This window comes from Nakamurella lactea DSM 19367 (genome assembly GCF_000426645.1).
Classification (GTDB): Bacteria; Actinomycetota; Actinomycetes; order Mycobacteriales; family Nakamurellaceae; genus Nakamurella; species Nakamurella lactea.
The window spans coordinates 341,797-360,440 of the sequence record NZ_AUFT01000008.1 but is presented as its reverse complement, the minus strand read 5'-3'; the positions used below and the strand labels follow the sequence as shown (position 1 = coordinate 360,440).

Here is an 18,644-nt window from a genome sequence, read left to right as displayed (position 1 = left end):
CGATCAGCGCCCGTGTCGGCCCCGGCCATCTGAGCCGGCGTCGTCATCGGTGTCTTCCTGGAACGGATGCATGTCCCCTTCGGCGGTGGTGACCTTGCCCAGCGAGGGTCCGGTGCCGCCGACGTAGACCCGGTCGCCGACCAGCGGCTCCTGCAGTTCTTTCGGTGCCAGCCAGCGGGCGATGTGGAAGCCGACGATCGCCACGATGGAGCCGAGCGCGATCCCGCCGAGCTCGAACGACGAGCCGATGTGCCAGGTGACGCCGCCGATACCGGCGATCAGGCCGGCGGCGATCGGCACCAGGTTCACCGGATTGCCGAAGTCGACCCGGTTCTCCTTCCAGATCTTGGCGCCGAGCAGGCCGATCATGCCGTACAGCACCACGGTGATGCCGCCGAGCACCCCGCCAGGGGTGGCGTTGACGATGGCGCCGAACTTCGGGATCAGCCCTAGCAGGATCGCCACGATCGCGGCCACCCAGTAGGCGGCCGTCGAGTAGACCCTGGTCGCCGCCATCACCCCGATGTTCTCGGCGTAGGTGGTGGTCGGTGAACCGCCGACGGCCGAGGCCAGCGTGGTGCCGATGCCGTCGGCGAACAGCGCCCGGCCCATGTACGGGTCGAGGTCGTCGCCGGTCATCTCGGCGACGGCCCGGACGTGACCGGTGTTCTCGGCGATCAGCGCGATCACGCCGGGCAGCGCGAGCAGGATGAAGCTGACCTTGAAGTCCGGGGAGTGCAGGGTCGGGAATCCGAACCAATCGGCCTTGCCGACGCCGGAAAGGTCCACCCGGAAGTGCGTGGTCACCTCGCCGGCCGCCGCCGAGTAGGAGGTGATCTCGCCGACCGCCTTGTCCAGGATCCAGGACAGCACGTAGCCGAAGATCAGGGCCAGGAAGATGGCGATCCGCGACCAGAACCCGCGGAAAGCGACCGCCGCGATGATGGTGAAGACCATCGTCAGCAGCGCGACGCCCTCGTCCTGCGGCCAGTAGGTGCCGGCGACCACCGGGGCGAGGTTGAAACCGATGAGCATGACGACCGCGCCGCTGACCACCGGCGGCAGCACCTTGCGCAGGACGCCGGCTCCGACGAAGTGCACCAGCACGCCGACCAGGGCCAGCACCGCGCCGGCCACCAGGATCGCGCCGGTCACGTTGCCGCTGGTTCCGCCGCCGGCCCGGATCGCCACCACGGCACCGACGAACGAGGCCGACGTCCCCAGGTAGCTGGGAATCTTGCCGTTGACGATGAGCAGGAACAGGATCGTGCAGACGCCGGACATCATGATGGCCAGGTTCGCGTCCAGGCCCATGATCAGCGGGAAGACGAAGGTCGCCCCGAACATTGCCACCACGTGCTGGGCGCCGATGCCGATGGTCTTCGGCCAGCTCAGCCGCTCATTCGGCCTGACCACCGCCCCCGGCGGCAGATCTTTCGCGACGGGTTTCCAGCCGATGGCCATGGTGCCTCCTTGGTATGCCGCAGACGCTGCGGGCAACAACGACGGTGCGCGGATCCGGGGACCCACCGCACGGCACAACTTCACCCGCTGTGGTCCGGACTCGCGGAACGCTAACGCCACCCGGCCATCGCCCGTTGGGTGAGATCTGCCAGTGTCTGCCCGGTTGGATTGTGCACTCCGTCACACCGAGTCTCCCGCCGGGTCGGCCGTCATCCGTACGGGTGCACCCGGGCGCTACCGACCGCAGCTCGCGGCCGATATCAATCGCTAGGACATTCTTGCGTTGGCACTAGATTCGCCGATACTTCCCTCGCGATTCGACCGCCGACGCCAGCACCCTGTGCCCGCCCGATCAATTGGCGATCGACGGTTCAGTCGTGCGCCACCCGCATCTGCCAGACATGCAGCGCCACCGTGAGATCGGCGCGTAGCCGGGCGTCGGTGGTGAACGAGCCGAGCAACCGTTCCAGCTTGCCGATCCGATAGCGCAGCGTGTTGTAGTGGAAATGCAACCGGCGGGCGGTCTGCGCGACGTTGAGGTTGGTGTCCAGCAGGACCTGCAGGGTGCGGCGCAGTTCGTCGGCCTCGACATCGCCTTCCGGTTCGGCCAACGGGCCGAGCGTGTCGGTCAGGAACGAGCGCAGCTCCGCCGATTCTGGCACCAGCGACAGCAGCCGGTAGAGGCCGAGATCGTCGAACCTCGACACCGTGCCGGCGCCGGACAACCGGCGCCCGACCCGGACCGCTTCCCAGGCCTGTCCGTAGGCGGCCGGCAACCCGGCGGCATCGGGTACCACGCGCGACACCCCGAGCAATCCGTCGAAAGGCGCGGCCGGCGAGGCCAAGCCGCCCATCAGCTCGGTCAGCCGTTGCGAGCTGGGTACCGTGCCGTCCGGCGAGTGCAGCACGGCGACGGCCTCGGTCGCGAAGGCCGCGACCGCCGCCGCCGGATCCCACCGTCGCACCCAGGACTCCCAGGATCCGGCCAACTGCTCGGCCCGCCGGCGGCGGGTCGAGTCGTCCACCGACTGGGTGGCTCCGGCCGCCACCACCACCACCAGCGGACCGTTCAAATCCCAGCCGAACGGTTGCGCGCCGCGGATCGCCGCCTCCGGAATCACCCTGCCGGACAGCACATCCCGCAGGAAGTCGCCGCGGTACTTGCCCTCGACCGCGGCCACCGCCAGCTCCCTGGCCACCACCAACGCGGCTACCGTCGCGCCGCGTTCAAGGGCGATCACGTCCTGGTCGTCCCACTCGGTGTCGGTACGCACGGCGACCAGATCGCCGTGGTCCTCGGCCGCCACCACCGATGCGACCAGCACCCTGGCGTCGCCCACCCGGTGCCTGCCGTGCCGGAATGCGGTGGTGCGGAACAGCCCGTCGGCGTCGAACATGGCCGCGGCACTGTCCGGCAGATCCGCGCCGACCCGCACGGTGGCCCGGCCGCTGCGGTCGATGTGCAGCACACTGATGTGCTCGCCACCGAGTTGACTCGGCATCGCCTGCAGTACTTCGGGCAGTCCACCGCCGTGCAGCACGTGCTGCAGCAGTTCGTTGTGCGCGCTCGCCGCCCTGGACAGCAGGGCCGCGTGCCGGCCGAGTACCTCGGACAGGATCTGGTTGAGGATCTCGTCGAAGCCGACGCCGTCCGGAATCTGCAGGACCGGGAAGCCGCGTCGATCGGCGACCGCGATCATCTCCGCCGGCAGCTGGTCGATGTATCTGCCGAGCTTGATGGCGATCCCGGCCAGGCCCTTGGCATCCAGCTGGGCGACCAGGTCCTCCAACGAGTCCGGTGTGGCGCGCAGCGGATAGCCGGTGGTCAGCAGCAGCTCGTCGGCCTTGGTCCAGGGCAGTACATCCGGCACCTCCATGATGTTGACGAATCGCACCATCCGGTCCAGACCGGTGCCGCCGGCCAGCACTTTGGCGCCGGACATCGCCGGCTGCTCGAGCACTTCACGCACGGTGATGCCGCGGATCAGCTCCTGCCGGTCGTGGGTCGGGCGGCCTGCTCCGGCCATGGCGATCTCCGATCATTCTTAGCGGAATCCACCGCCGTTCTGCCCCGTCGTCGTCAAATCTTGTCATGGGGGGTGACGACGGGCGCGTCTAGCGTCAGCCGAGTGACCTCCAGACCGGTAGCCGCGGCAGCTCCGCTGACCCCGCTGCTCACCGGGCCGCCGACCGCCGGCTCGGTGCTGGCGGTGTTCCGCTCGGCCGCGCTGCTCGCGGTGAACGCCGACGGCGCCGGGCCTCGCATCGTTGCCCTGTTGAGCCTGCAGGCCGGCGGCTCGCCGAACGGGGTGCGGGTGCCGCTGTCGGCACACCTGCGGCCGTTCGCGGGTCTGCGGGCCGGTCAGCCGGTGACGCTCGGCGCCAGGGAGATCGTGACCACCTCCGATCGGTACCGGCTGGCCAGGACCTGGCGGACCGCCGTCCCGGCTGTCCGGTCCACCGCCGAGGTGCTCGATCTGGTCTCCGCGCACGCCGCCGGTTCGCCGATCGGCGTTCCGCGGCAACGGGTTTCCGAACTGGCCGCGGCATTGGCCGGCGGTGATCCGGCCGCCACCGACCTTCGGCCGGCGGTCCGTGGGCTGGTCGGCCTCGGCAAGGGGCTGACGCCCGGGGGTGACGACGTCCTGGCCGGATTGATGGTCGGGCTGCGGGCGGCCGGCCGGCGATTACTGCTGCAGCAAGTCCGCCAGGCGATCGGCCCGGACGCCGCCGACCGGACCACCGCGGTGTCGGTGGATCTGCTCCGGCTTGCCGCCGCCGGGCACGGCTCGACCGAGGCCCTGCGGCTCCTCGGCGCGATCCATGCGATCCGCGACGACCCGAACTGCGACCGGCATCGCGCCATGTTGCGGAAGGCCCTCGACGCACTGCTCGGCATCGGGCACACGTCCGGGGCCGACCTGCTCACCGGACTCGTCCTGGGGCTGACGCCGTCCACCCGCTTACTGCCCCGCCCTTCCATGCCCGGCCGGACCATCCGCTTCCCGATCAACCCGACCGCCATCAGAAAGGTCGCACCATGACCGACCATGTCGAACTGCGCCGCGGCGTCTACCAGGATTCGGTGACCCTGCTGCGCATCGCCCAGGCCGTCTCGGCCGCCCCGGGGGTGACGGCGGCCCAGGTCGCCATGGCCACCGAACTGAACGTCGAACTGACTGTCGGGCTTGGCTTCTCTATCCCGGACGGCGCCGGGCCGAACGATCTGCTGGTGGCCGTCCGCGGCGATGACGACGCGACCATCCGGGCCGGTCTGGACGCGCTCGACGCCGCCATGGCCGCGGCGGCCGCTCCGGCGCAGTCGACCGGGTTCGGCGGCGCCCCGGCGCCTCGTTCGGTGCGGGCCGCCGCCCAGGCCGCGCCGGACAGCGCCGTGGTGGTGCTGTCGGTGCCCGGCTCGGCGGTGATCGGCGAGGCGATGGACGCCATCGAGGCCGGCCGGCACGTGATGATCTTCTCCGACAACGTTCCGGTGGAGCACGAAGTGGCACTCAAGGAGGCCGCCGATCGCGCCGGGGTGATCGTGATGGGCCCGGACTGCGGCACAGCGGTGATCGGCGGTGTGGGGCTCGGCTTCGCGAATGTGTTGGCGGGGAGCACTTCCGGTCCGACGGTCGGAGTGATTGCCGCCTCGGGTACCGGTGCTCAGCAGCTGACCTCGCTGCTGGACGAGGCCGGGGTGGCCATCTCCCAGGTGATCGGCGTCGGCGGTCGGGACCTGTCCGAACCGGTAGCAGCGCGCAGCACCTTGGCCGCCCTGAGGCTGCTGGAAGGTGACCCCAACACCGATCACATCGTGATCATCTCCAAACCGCCACATCTCGCGGTCGCCAAGAAGGTGCAGGACGCCGCGTCCACCGTGTCGACACCGACCATGCCGGTGCTGCTGGGCAAGGGCCGACCGAACATCACCGAGGCGGTGGAGGCCGTTCTCGGCGCGCTCGAGGTGCCGGTGCCCGAATGGCCAAGCTGGCTGCCGGAATCGGTACGCGGCAACGACTCCGAATCCGATGTGGGCGGCGCATTGCGTGGCTTGTTCTCCGGCGGAACGCTGGCCGACGAGGCGATGCTGGTGATCGGTGACGTGCTGCAGACCCCGATCCGCTCGAACATCCCGCTCAGCCCGGAGCTTGCGCTGCCGGCGGCAGCGCTGGGGCACGGTGTTCCACATCTGTCCGGCCTGGGCACAGTGGTCGTCGACCTCGGCGACGACGAGTTCACCAAGGGTCGGCCGCATCCGATGATCGACCCGTCGGTCAAGCTCGACCTGTTGGCAGCACAGGCTTCCGACCCCGACGTCCGGGTGATCCTGCTGGATGTGGTGCTGGGCTACTGTGCTGAACCGGATCCGTCGGCGCTGCTGGCGCCGGTCATCGCCGCGGCCCTCGACACCGCCGCCGCGGCCGGCCGCCCACTGGACGTCGTGGTGTCGCTGTGCGGCACCGCCGGCGATCCGCAGGACCGGGAACGGCAGGCGGCGGCCTTGGTCGCGGCCGGCGCGCAGGTCCACGCCTCGAACGCGGCCGCGGCCCGCGCCGCCGCCGCGATCGCCGATCCGTCGCTGCAGACCCGCTCCATTGCACCACTTTCCGGGAAGGACGCCTGATGGCTCACGATCTGCTCGCCGGCCCACCGTCGGTGATCACCGCCGGCATCGACCTGCTTGCCTCCGCCCTGCGCGAGCAGGCGGTCGACGTCACCGCAGTGGATTTCCGTCCGCCCGTCACCGAGCCGTCGGACGACCCGGCGGCCACCGCGGCCGCGCTGGACGCAGTGCTGGCCGACCCGCGCCGGGCAGCGGCGAATGCCGAAGCCGCCGCCCGGATGCTGGCCGTGCGGGCGGTACTGGTCGACGTGGTGCCGGCCAGGGAGGCATTGGGGATGACGGCCGGCGAGTTCTACCACGCCGGTCCACCGATCACCTGGGATCGCACCTCGGGACCGCTGCGTGGTGCACTGATCGGCGCCATGTTGTTCGAGGGCCTGGCCGCCGATGCCGCCGATGCTGAGGCGAAACTGGCTGCCGGCGATGGCGTTTCCTTCTCGCCGTGTCACGAACACCACGCCGTCGGCCCGATGGCCGGCCTGGTGTCGCCGTCGATGTGGATGTTCAAGCTGGTCGACGCCGAGCATCCGGATCGGGTCGCCTACTGCTCGCTGAACGAGGGCCTGGGCAAGGTGCTGCGGTACGGCGCTTACTCGAACGAGGTGATCGAGCGGCTCCGCTGGATGGCGGACATCCTCGGGCCGGCGCTGCAGATCGCAGTGCGGTCGATTGTCGCTTCCGGCAAGGAGATCGACGTCTCGGCCATCGTCGGCCAGATGGTGCAGATGGGCGACGAGGGGCACAACCGCAACCGGGCCGGGACGCTGATGTTCCTGCGGGAGGTATTGCCGGCATTGATCTCCTCCGGTCTGCCGGTCGCCGACGTGTCGGCCGTTGCCGCCTTCATGGGCGGGAACGACCACTTCTTCCTCAATCTGGTGATGCCCTGCGGGAAGCTGATGGGTGACGCGGCGAGCGGGATTCCGGGATCGACCGTGGTGACGGCGATGTGCCGCAACGGCACCGACTTCGGCATCCGGGTCTCCGGCACCGACGACGAATGGTTCACCGGCCCGGCGAACTATCCGGAGGGCCTGTTCCTGGCCGGTTTCAGCGCGGAGGACGCGAACCCGGACATCGGCGACTCGGCGATCACCGAGACGATGGGGATCGGCGGCATGGTGATGGCGACCGCGCCGGCCATCGTCCGGTTCGTCGGTGGCGCGGTACCGGATGCCCTGGCGGTGACGCAGCGGATGTACCAGATCACCGAAACCGAGAACCCGGCGTTTCCGGTGCCGATCCTGGAGTTCCGCGGCGCACCAACAGGTGTCGACGTCACCCGGGTGTTGCGATCGGGCATCCTGCCGCAGATCAACACCGGGATGGCCGGCAAGGTAGCCGGCACCGGCCAGGTCGGCGCCGGCCTGGTGACGCCGCCGATGGACTGCTTCACCAAGGCCATTGTGTCGCTGGCCGGCAAGGTCTGACGGGCTTCGTCCGGCAGTGGATAGGGTCGGGTATGCCGCAGAACCAGCCAGTGGTCACCGTCCTGCACAACACCGCCTGCTCGACGTCGCGGTCGGCGCTCGAGGCTGCCGAGTCCGCGGGCGTCGCGACAGAAATCGTGCAGTACCTCAAGCACCCGCTGGGCCGCACTGAGCTGCTCTCGCTCATCGGCAAGCTCGAGGACCCACCGGCCGACCTGGTCCGCAAGGACGCCTACTTCCGGCAACTCGGGCTGGCCGCCGAAGATTTCGTCAGCCCCGAGGCCGTAACCGATCTGCTGGCGGAACACCCCCGGTTGATGCAACGGCCAGTGCTGGTCCGCGGTGACCGGGCGATCATCGGCCGGCCGAAGGACCGGGTCGCGCCGTTCCTGGCTGGATGACGCAGTCCGGCCGCTGAAATGCGGCGACGACCCGCCCTGGGGGCACTTTCGGCGCACCCCGAATCCCTGACCGCGTCACCGCGGTCAGCCGCGTTCACTCAGCGCGAAATAGCTCGTACAGTTGTTCGTTATTTGATATCCTATCTGTAGGCAGTGTGAACGAGATGGGGTGACGGCATGGCGCAGATGACGGCGGAGGGTGCCCGATTGCGCGTCGCCCTGGATCGCATCGTGTCCGAACTTCGAGAGCCATCGCCCCGGCCCGAACGAGCGGTGCCACCTCAGTCAATCGACGATGTCCGACAGTGGCGCGACGACCTGGCGACCGTCGGCGAACTCCGTTTCGTGGAGTTGGCCGCACTGCTCCGCGACCGCCCGCAGCCGTCCAAGGCGGCGATAGATGCCGACACCGAAGCGGCGAAGGAGCGGACGGGAAGTCCTGCGGACCGAGCACCGGTGTGGGCACGAGCGCTGCTGGACAGCCTGATTGCCGGTCAGCGACTGATCTCTCATCTGCAAGCCTCGATGGCTGCGGACTTCGCGGCTCTCGCGGCCGGCTATCCGGGCCTGCGCGAGCATCTGGCCACCGAGATCGCGCTGGCGCTCGGTTGTTCGGAGGGCTCCGCCGACCGGCAACTCGATGCTGCAGAGGAACTGGTCCGCCGGCTCCCGGCAACCCAGGTCGCGCACTACCGCGGCCGTCTGACGGCATGGAAGGTCACCGCGATTCGCAGCGAGACCAACGACGTGTCCGACGAGGTCGCGACGCAGGTCGAGGCGGACGTCCTGCCCGACGCACCCCGGCAGACCGTTCCCGAACTGCGCCAGGCGATCCGCCGGGCCATCCTGCTCCGCGATCCGGAAGGTGCCGAACTCCGACACCGCTCGGCCGTACGTCGCCGGCGGGTCAGGACCTGGGGGCTGCCAGATGGGATGGCGGCGCTGAAAGTCACCTCGTCGGCACCAGACATCAGCGCGATCAAGGAGTGCCTGAGCGCGCTGGCCCGAAATGCGAAGACTCCAGGCGACAGCAGGGTGAGCGACGAGCGCGAAGTCGACGCACTGGTCGACCTGTGCACCGACATTCTGGACTCCGGCGTGTACCACGGCCGCGATCTTCCGCTTGCCCAGCGCAATCGTCCGCATGTCCGGATCACCATGCCGCTGGATGCACTACTGGGCAGCGACAGCCCTTGCGAGCTGACCGGTTACGGACCGATCACCGCCGACCAGGCGCGCAAGATCGCCGGCGACGGAGAACTGCGTCGAATGGTCTGCGATCCGTTGTCCGGCACGTTGCTCGACTACGGGCGCACCACTTATCGTCCGCCGAAAGCCTTGGCCGACCATGTCATCGCGCGCGACGTCGTCTGCTCACATCCTGGCTGTCGGCGGCCGGCCGAGCACTGCGAACTCGACCACACGGTGCCCTACCCCGAGGGACCCACCAGCGACGAGAACCTGGCAGCCGCCTGCAAACACCATCATCGGGCGAAGGATGGCGGCGGACACACCACCGAGCGTTTCGGCGACGGCACCCGGTGCTGGACGACCCCGCTGGGCATCACTGTTTTCACTCCGGCGCCGCGGTTGTGGCATCCGCCGCGACCGACGGTCCCCGAACCACCAGCAGCCGAATCACCGGCCCCCGAGCCGCCCAGTGCCGGGTCTCCAGGTGCTGCGTCCCCGCCTGCGCAGGCGCCGCTCACCGAATCGCCGCCGAACCTCGACGATGGAAGTCCACCGTTCTGAGTGGTTGACATCGCGTTCCGTTAGTCGTAGCTTACCGTTCGTGTCGACTAACCTTTCCGATGACGAGTGGTCCGTTCTGGGCGATCGCACCAGGCGTGCCATCGTCGAGCGGCTGGCCGAACGACCCAGCGCGGTGGGCGAACTCGCCGATGCACTCCCCGTCACCCGCCCTGCCGTGTCGCAGCACCTGAAGGTGCTCAAGGACGCCGGCCTGGTCACCGAGCAGGCAGCCGGCACCCGCCGGATCTACCGGCTCAACCCGATGGGCGTCGCCGCGCTACGCGACCAACTCGACACTTTCTGGAACCGGGCGTTGGCCGGCTACGCCGACATCGCCGAACAACCGACCCAGCAACCGACCCAGCAACCGACCGAAGACCAACCGAGGCCGGCCACACCATCCACCGAGGAGGATTCATGACCAACGCAACGGAACAGATCGTCCGCAAACAGGTCGTCGTCGAGGCGCCGATCGAGCAGGCCTTCAGCGTGTTCACCGAGCGATTCGGCGATTTCAAACCACGTGAGCACAACCTACTTCGGTCCCCGATCACCGAAACCGTCTTCGAGCCACACGCCGACGGTCACATCTACGACCGCGCGGAGGACGGCAGCGAGTGCCACTGGGCACGGGTGCTGGCCTACGAACCGCCGAACCGGGTGGTGTTCAGCTGGGACATCGATCCGCGATGGCAGTTGGAGACCAACCCGGCGAACACCAGCGAGGTCGAGGTCCGGTTCGTCGCCGAGTCCCCTGAACGCACCAGGGTCGAGCTGGAACACCGGCACCTCGACCGGCACGGTCCCGGCTGGCAGTCCGTGAGGGACGGCGTGGACGGTGCCGCAGGCTGGCCGTTGTACCTCGCGCGCTATGCCGACCTGTTCACCGACGGCGGCTGACGGCTCCAGCCAGGAGAGTCATCCGGTCACCGCACCGACGGAGGCCGACTGCACGAGCTTCGAGTACTTCGCCAGTACCCCGCGGTCGTAGCGCGGCGGCAGCGGCTGCCAGCCCTGCCGCCGTGCGGTGAGCTCTTCGTCAGACACCAGTAGCTCCAACGACTTCGACGGAATGTCCACCCGGATACGGTCGCCGTCACGGAGCAACGCGATCGGACCGCCATCGGTGGCCTCGGGAGCGATGTGACCGATGCACAGGCCGGTGGTGCCGCCGGAGAACCGCCCGTCCGTCAGCAGCAGCACATCCTTGCCCAGACCCGCCCCCTTGATCGCGCCGGTGATCGCCAGCATCTCCCGCATCCCGGGCCCGCCGCGCGGGCCCTCGTAGCGGATGACGACAACGTCACCGGCGTTGATCTCGTTGTTGCTCAACGCATCCATCGCCGCGCGTTCCCGTTCGAACACCCTGGCCGGGCCCTCGAAGGTGGCCAGGTCGAAGCCGGCGGTTTTCACCACGGCACCCTCCGGTGCCAGGCTGCCGCGCAGCACCGCCAGCCCGCCGGTGGCGTGGATGGGATTGTCCATGGTGCGCACCACATCGCCGTCCAGGGCCGGGATCTCCATCGCGGCAAGGTTCTCCGCGACGGTCTTCCCGGTCACCGTGAGGGCGTCGCCGTGCAGGAATCCGGCGTCCAGCAACGCTTTCATCACCACCGGGATGCCGCCGACCCGGTCCATGTCGTTCATCACGTAACGGCCGAACGGCTTCAGGTCGGCCAGGTGCGGCACCCGGTCGCCGATGGTGTTGAAGTCGTCGAGGGTGAGTTCGACGTCGGCCTCATGGGCCATCGCCAGCAGGTGAAGGACCGCGTTGGTGGAGCCACCGAGCGACATCACCACCGTGATCGCGTTCTCGAATGCCTTGCGGCTCATGATGTCCCGCGCGGTGATGCCGAGCTTGATCAGGTTCACCACGGCCTCGCCGGACAGCCGGGCGAAGTGGTCGCGGCGCCGGTCGGCCGACGGCGGCGCCGCCGATCCCGGCAGGCTCATCCCGATGGCCTCGGCGGCCGAGGCCATGGTGTTGGCCGTGTACATCCCGCCGCAGGCACCCTCGCCGGGGCAGACGGCGCGCTCGATGATGCCCAGGTCGTCCTCCGTCATCTTCCCGGCCTTGCAGGCCCCGACCGCCTCGAACGCGTCGATCAGGGTGACGTAGCCCTCGGTGCCGTTGGACAACTTGACCCAGCCCGGGGCGATCGTTCCGGCGTACAAGAACACCGAAGAGAGGTTCAGCCGCGCGGCGGCCATCAGCATGCCGGGCAGCGACTTGTCGCAACCGGCCAGCAACACCGAGCCGTCCAGCCGTTCCGCCTGCATCACGGTCTCCACCGAGTCGGCGATCACCTCACGGGAGACCAGTGAGAAATGCATGCCCTCGTGGCCCATCGAGATGCCATCGGACACCGAGATGGTGCCGAACTGCAACGGATAGCCGGCCGCCGCATGCACCCCTTCCTTCGCCGCCTGGGCCAACCGGTTCAGCGACAGATTGCACGGGGTGATCTCGTTCCACGAGCTGGCCACCCCGATCTGCGGCTTGACCCAGTCGTCATCCCCCATCCCGACGGCCCGCAGCATGCCGCGGGCGGCGGTCTTCTCGATGCCGTCGGTGACGTCGCGGCTGCGCGGTTTGATGTCCGGTGTCTGGCTCATTGGTTCAACATATGCTGCTTGCCCTTCCACCCGCTCGCCCGCCTTGACCTGCCCGTTGTGGACAACCGGATGGCCACGCCCAGGATTCTGCGATCGTTCGACCGTGGGCAGGGGGCAGGTGGCTGCGGCGGGCGGGTTCGACCCGGGTCTGTTCGTACTGGGTGGGGTGCCGGTCGCGATCCGGGATTCCGCGACCCGCTGGCGCACGTTCGCAACCGAGGCGCAGGTCGCCTCGGTGGCCGTCACCGCAGTCGCCGCGATCGCGTCGGCCGAGTTCGTCGGTGACGAGGGGGTCACCTACTCGGCCCGGTTGCGGACGGAACTGGCGTCGGGGTTGACGACGGTCGCCGACGCCTGGCAACGGGTCGCCGCCGCTCTCACTAGTTGGACCCGGTCGTTGATGTCGGCGATGGTTGCCCGAGGGGATGAGCAGCGCGTGGCGGTCCAGCAGCTTGACGGCGTTGCGGATCATCCAGAGCCTTGTTGGTTGCGGGCGGTCATAGCCCAGCATCGATCCGGTGTCTCGTGTGCTGACGATCAGTGCGCTGATGCGGGGGACGTGCATGGAGCCGCGGAGTGTTCGAGGCACACGGCGCGGCTGAGGCCGGTTCACTTGCATGGAGGACCGAGCGAGTCGACTGTGCCACGCGTCACTTGTCGCTACCGCACCAGTCCAGCACTCGCTGCAGATAGTTTGAGACCAAACGAGGAGAATTGAGCTATGAGAATAGCTTGGCAATGGCGCCGAATTAGTCTGATCGCTTGTGCGATCGTAATTCCTGTCATGCTGCCTGTTCCAGCGACCGCCGTCGAGGGGCTATTCCCCGTTATAGCGATGCCAGCGGAAATGGGTGCCGACCCAGTAATCGTCGAACGCCAGAACCTGTTACATCCAATTGCGAGTTCTATCCGAGATTTGGGTACAAGTTCTGATCCGGAGTTCTCGGTCGTCGTCGTTGATGCGTTAGATATGTCTATCACCGTCTATAGGGCGGGTTCCGAATTCCAGTCAGCCCGAGCCCTATATGAGCCCTTACTACCATCTGGGGTGACTCTTCGATTTGTTCAAGCGGTTATGTCACTCCGCGATGTAGATGCGCTCGATCGTGAACTTTCGAGTATTCACGAACAGCTTGCCTCCCAAGGCGTGAGGTTGACGGTCTGGGGGCCCGAAGAGTACGGCGGCTCATATGTAGTGAAATTTGATCCCAAGTATACGCCGCTTACGGCAGAAATGCTTCGTGCGGACAGTAGCGACTCGGCCGGGGACGCAAGGAGTGCTGATAGCAGCGTACTTCAACGGGCACTAGCATCCGGAAACGAGCTTGTACTGAGTCCGGGCGAGGTCCTTTCTCAAGGGAACAGAGAAAGTCCAACCTCTCCCTTCTTCGGGGGCGCCGCAATACATGGACCCAGCTTCGCCGACCGTCCGGGCCATTTCGTGACTTGTTCCTCAGGGTTCCCGGTGCGATCCACGGTGAACACCTCTACCTACTACCTGATAACCGCTTGGCATTGCTTCCGCCCAGATTCTCGCGTCATGTACACGCAATGGGAACCTCCGGGGAACGTCGCCTTCGGTGACGTCTCGTCGTGGAACAAGGGCGCAGACACAGCGTTCATCAAGCTGCGCGGGAGTTATCGGTCTACGCCGCACATCTACAACGGCACCCTACAAACAACTGGCTGGCTGACGCAGACTGCAACTGTCACAGGCTGGGAAAACCCTGATGCAGGGAACATAGTCTGTACCTCCGGGTATGCGGTTGGGCAGCGTTGCAATCTAAAGGTAGGAGTGCTGACTCATTGGACTATTACAAACGATTACTCGACAGAGTCTACGACCGTATACGGGTCGGGTGCGGTCTCCTTAGATAATAGGGCCGCTTCGGGTACTGGCCAGAGTGGAGGGGTCGTTTACAGAATTTCCGGAACCGGCGTGGTCTCCGCGGTGGGTGTTGACTCCGCAGGCAGTGGTAAGGTGACGTGTCCTGCTGGCTCAAACACTTCCGAGTGTTCGATTCGGGTGTATTTCGGATTAGTGTGGACCTTGGCACGGGACAATAATGTTGTCTTTGCCGGATGGGCGTGAGTCAACTAACCCAGAATGAGGTGCGTAGAATCCTGTCCAGTGTCGCGCCCAGAGCGTCACAGGCGGATTCGTCGTAGAAGGGTCTAGGGTCTAGTGGCTGTTATTGATCCGCGATTGTTGGACAAGACGAGCGTTCTATTCTCGTTTGAGAGAGTGACGTTCGGCCCGCCACTGGCTTCGCCGAATGAAGAGGTGAGGTCATCGAACCTCGGAATTGGCTGTTCTTGGCCGCCGTTGGTGCTGGCGCAACCGTTCTGCGGCAGGACGAGGTTTTCCAAGATGAGCCTGTCCGCTGTCAATGACCAGCTTATGGCCGTCTTTCGATTACAGGTATCCGTCACCGCGAATGTGTCATGCTTGAATTCAAGAGCCTGTGGCTCCGTTGGCGGAGGGACGTACTGCTGTCCATCGATCTCATAGCGAACTACAATCCACTTCCCCATCAGGTCCTGCCTGGTCAGTCCTGCTTGTGCAGTGGACTGCGACGGCGCTGACGCTCCATGCATGTCATTTCGATTGTTGATGATTGAAACAGCGGTGAACACAACGGCAGCGACCACTGCCACGGCGGCAGCCGCGGTCAATGGAACGAGCCACCGGCGTCGCTGTGGTTGGTGGATTCGTTGACCGGCGGTTGCTGTTGCGCGAGCGACGTTCGGCCTGGCTCTGCTAGCGCGATTTGTGATGGCATGTTGGATTTCTTGGTCGGTGATCATCGTGAACTACCCTCGCTCTCGGTAAGGGCAGCAGCGAGCCGCGCGCGCCCCCTGCTCTGATAGGTACGTGCTGCTGCCGAGGTGCAGCCGAGTATCTTGGCGATGCTTTCTGTTGGTTGGTCGAGGTAGTAGCGCAGGACCAGCGCGGCCCGTTCCTTCGCCGGGATGCTGTCCAGTGCTCGGTCGAGTTGGTCGTGGTGTGCCAGTGTCTCCGTACGGTCAGTGGGTGGGCTGTTGATCTCCTGCTGTGCTCGGAGGCGCGCCTCCAGCGAGCGTCTTCGACGGTCTCGACGCACCGCCGCCAGGTAGGTCGTCGTCATGATCCGCCGCCCGTACGCAACCTGGCTGTCGGCTTTCGTCACCAGGTGCCATTTGCGCCATATCTCGACCAGGGCGTCGGCGAGGAGTTCCTCAGCGTCTTGACCAGCACCACAAAGCGCGGCCGCCAAGCCGCCCAGATCCCGCGCTTGCTCGGCAACGTACGCCTCGTAGTCCGGTGCCGAACGCCTGCTCCGGTCATTTGCGCTCATACCTCTAAGATGCTCCTACCGACCCCAAATGCAACATTCGTGCACGATTACGTGCACCGATGGCGTGCCCGATGCGGTCCCTCACGCGAGCGGTTGGCGCCCACGGACTGCTGGGCGCACCAAGTCGTCGTCCGCCAGTTGAGCCGCAGCAAGGATCCGGACGTGAGTGGCAAAGCCATCTGATTGTAGAGGCGGCGGCGCTCCCGCGCACCGTCGCTGCCCCACAGGGGTGCGACCCTCGGAATGTCCGACTCGGAACGACCTGAACGGTGGGAGTTTCGGGTCCGTCCGACCCTCGGTGTAACCGGCGTTTTCATGTGCGTTCCTGCGCGGTCGGCATGCGGTCGGTGACGGTGAATGCGAATGCGTTCAGCTGGCTTTCAGCGTACGGCCATTCCTGACCCCGTCTCGAAGTGCCTGCGGGACAACCCCGCCGCGGCCACCCGCGGGACAACCCCGCTACGCCGGGGTCAGGCGACGTCGCGGCGGCGGAACAGCAGCAAAGAGGCGACCGTCACCACGACGATCAGCACCCCGATGTAGGCCCCGCCCTGGAGCGCGCTGATCCGGATGATCTCCGCCTCACAACCGGACGTCCCGCAGACGTTCGGGTACCGGTAGATCAGGTACTGACCATCGAGGAATGCCGCCACCCGGCTGGACAGCAGGTACGGCTCGACACCGCTTGATACCGACCGCAACACGGCCTCACCGACCAGCCCGTATCCGGCGACCAGACCGACCGCGACCAGGCTGCTGCGGAACATCATCGCCAGGGCGAAGCCACCGGCTCCGCCGCCCCCGATCAGCGCCAGCGCCCGCAGCGCCCGTCCGACCAGGTCGGTCCTGCTCAGCGGGACCTGAGCCCCGGTTACCGGATCGTTGCCGATCAGCGCGGTGGTCCCCCACTTCGAGGCCATCCAGTAACTCGCACCCCAGGCCAACAGCACGCCGACGGCACCGATCACCAGTGCCACCAGCGTGATCGCGCCCAGTTTGCTGCCGAACACCCGACCACGCCGGGACTCGAACAACAATTGGGTGCCGATGCTGCCGGACGACCAGTCCGCGCCGGCGAAGGTGACGCCGGCGAGGGCGAAGACCAGCGTCAGGATCCCGGTAATACCCAGCAGCAGCACCCGGAACTGTTCGACGAAGTCCGGCGCCCGCCAGTCCACGAAATACTCGGCCTTGGGCAGCATCTGGTCGCAGTCGAGGTCGGCGGGGAACTGGGAGTTTCCACCGGCCGTCACGGCGGTTCTGCACTCCGTCAACATCTGCTGGAATTCGGGATCAGCCAGCTGCTGGTCCACCTGCGCCTTGGCCGAGGCGAGCTCCGCCGCGCTCGGCGGAACCGCATCCGTGACGGCGAACCCGATCAACAGGACGCACCCGAGCAGACCGAGCAGGACCAGCAGCAGCACGGCGCGCCGGGATCGCAGACGCAGCAACTCGACGCGAAGGCCTGCGGTCACAGCCCTTCCCCCTCGGTGATCTGCAGAAAGACACTTTCCAGATCGGCCGAGACCGGCGTCAGCTCACTCAGATAGATACCGCGTTCCGCGAGCAGTCGGGTGATCTGCGCCGGCTCGGCCGCACCGCCGACCAATAGCAGCTCGCCGTCCGGTCGGGATGTCAGGCCGTTGCCCTGCAACAGCTCTGCGGCCGCAGCCGGATCAGGCACGCGAACCCTGACCTCGCTCGGTCGGGTAGTGCTTCGGAGCACCTCGGCGACCGAACCGCCGGCCAGCAGCCGACCGCGTCCGATGATCGACACCGAATCGCACACCTGCTGTACCTCGGCCAGAATGTGCGAGCTGATCAGGACCGTCGTTCCGTCAGCCGCCAAGGCGCGAATCAGGTCCCTGATCTCCCTGATCCCCGCCGGGTCGAGTCCGTTCGTCGGCTCGTCCAGCACCAGCAGGTCAGGCTGCTTCAACAGTGTGGCGGCGATCGCCAATCGCTGCTTCATCCCCAGCGAATAGGCCTTGTACCGGTCGCCGGCGCGATCGGTCAACCCGACCGCCGCCAGCGCGGCGTCGACACGTCGATCGTCCTGATTGATGCTGCGGGCCAGCACCTGCAGGTTCCGTCGACCGGTGATTCCCGGAAACAGGCGCGGTTGCTCGACCACCGCACCGACCCGGCCCAGCACCGATGGCAGCGACTTCGGTACCTCTGCACCGAAGAGTCGCACGGTGCCGGCATCGGCACGGGCGAGCCCGAGAACCATCCGGATCGTGGTGGTCTTACCGGAGCCGTTCGGGCCGAGGAATCCGTGGACGCCGCCGGCCGGCACGGCCAGATCGAGTCCGTCCACTGCAGTCTGTCGTCCGTGCCTGGTCCGAAATGATTTGCGCAGGCCCCTGGTCTCGATGACGAACTCAGGCATTCGGCTCCCCCGGCAGACCTCGGTTCGCAGGGACGCTACCCGATGGAGGTCGATCCGGCCGTGGTGGTTTGGCGCGGAGTCGCGCGCACTTCACGGCAGGGCGCTGGTCCGTCAGCCGTTCAGCACCAACCATTGCTTGCCATCGAGCAACTCGCGAACGGCGTCGAGCTGCCCGGCGTGGGTCGCCGTGTCCGTCAGCGCGTGCAGGACGATCGCCCGTAGCGACTGCCGCTCCCCGTCGCCGACGAACTCGGACGGCCACCAGCTCGCGAGCGAGTCCAGCGGGGTCGCGGAGATGATCGCATTCGACTTCGCGATCTCCTCGCGATACTGCTGGAGCACTGTCTCTGCAGGCACTTCGGGCCCGACCTTCCAGGCCGTGTCCATCGCATCAGTGTCCACCCGCTCGCCGGCGACGATGCCCTGGAACCAGAACTGTTCGACCTCAAGGGCGAGGTGTCGGACGGCGCCGAGGCAGTTCCAACCCGACGGCAACACCGCGCGGTGGAGCTGCTCTTCCGTCAGCCCCTCGAGGGTGCCCAGTACGTGCCGGCGCTGCCCGGCCAGGCACCGCAGCAACAGGTCGGTTTCGCTCTCAGCCACCCAGTGACATTAGCCTGGGAA

At 67.0% G+C, this 18,644-nt stretch carries 14 protein-coding genes; 7 read left to right on the top strand and 7 right to left on the bottom strand.

Going from position 1 to position 18,644, the window contains the following annotated elements:
* Positions 1-3: 3 nt before the first annotated feature.
* Positions 4-1,464: a uracil-xanthine permease family protein gene (locus K340_RS29380; protein WP_084614282.1), complete on the bottom strand. Its 1,461-nt coding sequence runs from the start codon at positions 1,462-1,464 to the stop codon at positions 4-6.
* Between the two features lie 371 nt (positions 1,465-1,835).
* The gene (locus tag K340_RS0111555; protein ID WP_051265899.1) at positions 1,836-3,491 is read right to left on the bottom strand and encodes a PucR family transcriptional regulator; all 1,656 of its coding nucleotides are present in this window, start codon (positions 3,489-3,491) and stop codon (positions 1,836-1,838) included.
* A gap of 102 nt (positions 3,492-3,593) precedes the next feature.
* Here K340_RS0111555 and K340_RS34215 point away from each other — a divergent pair, with 102 nt between their 5' ends.
* The 7 genes from K340_RS34215 (at position 3,594) to K340_RS0111520 (ending at position 10,574) form a co-directional block, all read left to right on the top strand.
* Positions 3,594-4,508: a DUF2877 domain-containing protein gene (locus K340_RS34215; RefSeq protein WP_029136827.1), complete on the top strand. Its 915-nt coding sequence runs from the start codon at positions 3,594-3,596 to the stop codon at positions 4,506-4,508.
* On the top strand, positions 4,505-6,091 hold the full coding sequence (locus K340_RS29370; RefSeq protein ID WP_051265896.1) for a hypothetical protein: 1,587 nt from the start codon (positions 4,505-4,507) through the stop codon (positions 6,089-6,091). Before K340_RS34215 ends, K340_RS29370 begins: the two co-directional genes overlap by 4 nt.
* A complete protein-coding gene (locus tag K340_RS0111540) occupies positions 6,091-7,521 on the top strand; it encodes a YlbE family protein (RefSeq protein WP_037364046.1) in 1,431 nt (476 codons plus the stop codon). The genes K340_RS29370 and K340_RS0111540 overlap by 1 nt, the downstream gene beginning before the upstream one ends.
* Before the next feature lie 32 nt (positions 7,522-7,553).
* On the top strand, positions 7,554-7,922 hold the full coding sequence (locus K340_RS0111535; RefSeq protein ID WP_037364044.1) for an ArsC/Spx/MgsR family protein: 369 nt from the start codon (positions 7,554-7,556) through the stop codon (positions 7,920-7,922).
* Between the two features lie 273 nt (positions 7,923-8,195).
* On the top strand, positions 8,196-9,674 hold the full coding sequence (locus K340_RS0111530) for an HNH endonuclease signature motif containing protein (RefSeq protein WP_161632093.1): 1,479 nt from the start codon (positions 8,196-8,198) through the stop codon (positions 9,672-9,674).
* Between the two features lie 40 nt (positions 9,675-9,714).
* A complete protein-coding gene (locus K340_RS29365) occupies positions 9,715-10,095 on the top strand; it encodes an ArsR/SmtB family transcription factor (RefSeq protein WP_245599529.1) in 381 nt (126 codons plus the stop codon).
* A complete protein-coding gene (locus K340_RS0111520; protein ID WP_037364042.1) occupies positions 10,092-10,574 on the top strand; it encodes an SRPBCC family protein in 483 nt (160 codons plus the stop codon). Before K340_RS29365 ends, K340_RS0111520 begins: the two co-directional genes overlap by 4 nt.
* 18 nt (positions 10,575-10,592) lie before the next feature.
* Here K340_RS0111520 and ilvD read toward each other — a convergent pair whose 3' ends face one another.
* The 5 genes from ilvD to K340_RS0111490 all read right to left on the bottom strand — a co-directional run bounded on the left by ilvD (position 10,593) and on the right by K340_RS0111490 (position 18,623).
* A complete protein-coding gene (gene ilvD, locus K340_RS0111515; protein WP_029136822.1) occupies positions 10,593-12,290 on the bottom strand; it encodes a dihydroxy-acid dehydratase in 1,698 nt (565 codons plus the stop codon).
* A gap of 2,804 nt (positions 12,291-15,094) precedes the next feature.
* Positions 15,095-15,628, bottom strand: coding sequence for a sigma-70 family RNA polymerase sigma factor (locus K340_RS34210; protein WP_051265890.1), 534 nt, complete (start codon positions 15,626-15,628; stop codon positions 15,095-15,097).
* 470 nt (positions 15,629-16,098) lie between these two features.
* Positions 16,099-17,103, bottom strand: coding sequence for an ABC transporter permease (locus K340_RS0111500; protein ID WP_029136820.1), 1,005 nt, complete (start codon positions 17,101-17,103; stop codon positions 16,099-16,101).
* On the bottom strand, positions 17,100-18,020 hold the full coding sequence (locus K340_RS0111495) for an ABC transporter ATP-binding protein (RefSeq protein ID WP_029136819.1): 921 nt from the start codon (positions 18,018-18,020) through the stop codon (positions 17,100-17,102). The genes K340_RS0111500 and K340_RS0111495 overlap by 4 nt, the downstream gene beginning before the upstream one ends.
* Before the next feature lie 111 nt (positions 18,021-18,131).
* Positions 18,132-18,623 carry a DinB family protein gene (locus K340_RS0111490; RefSeq protein WP_029136818.1) on the bottom strand — a complete coding sequence of 164 codons (492 nt, stop codon included), beginning with the start codon at positions 18,621-18,623 and terminating at the stop codon, positions 18,132-18,134.
* Between the last annotated feature and the right edge of the window lie 21 nt (positions 18,624-18,644).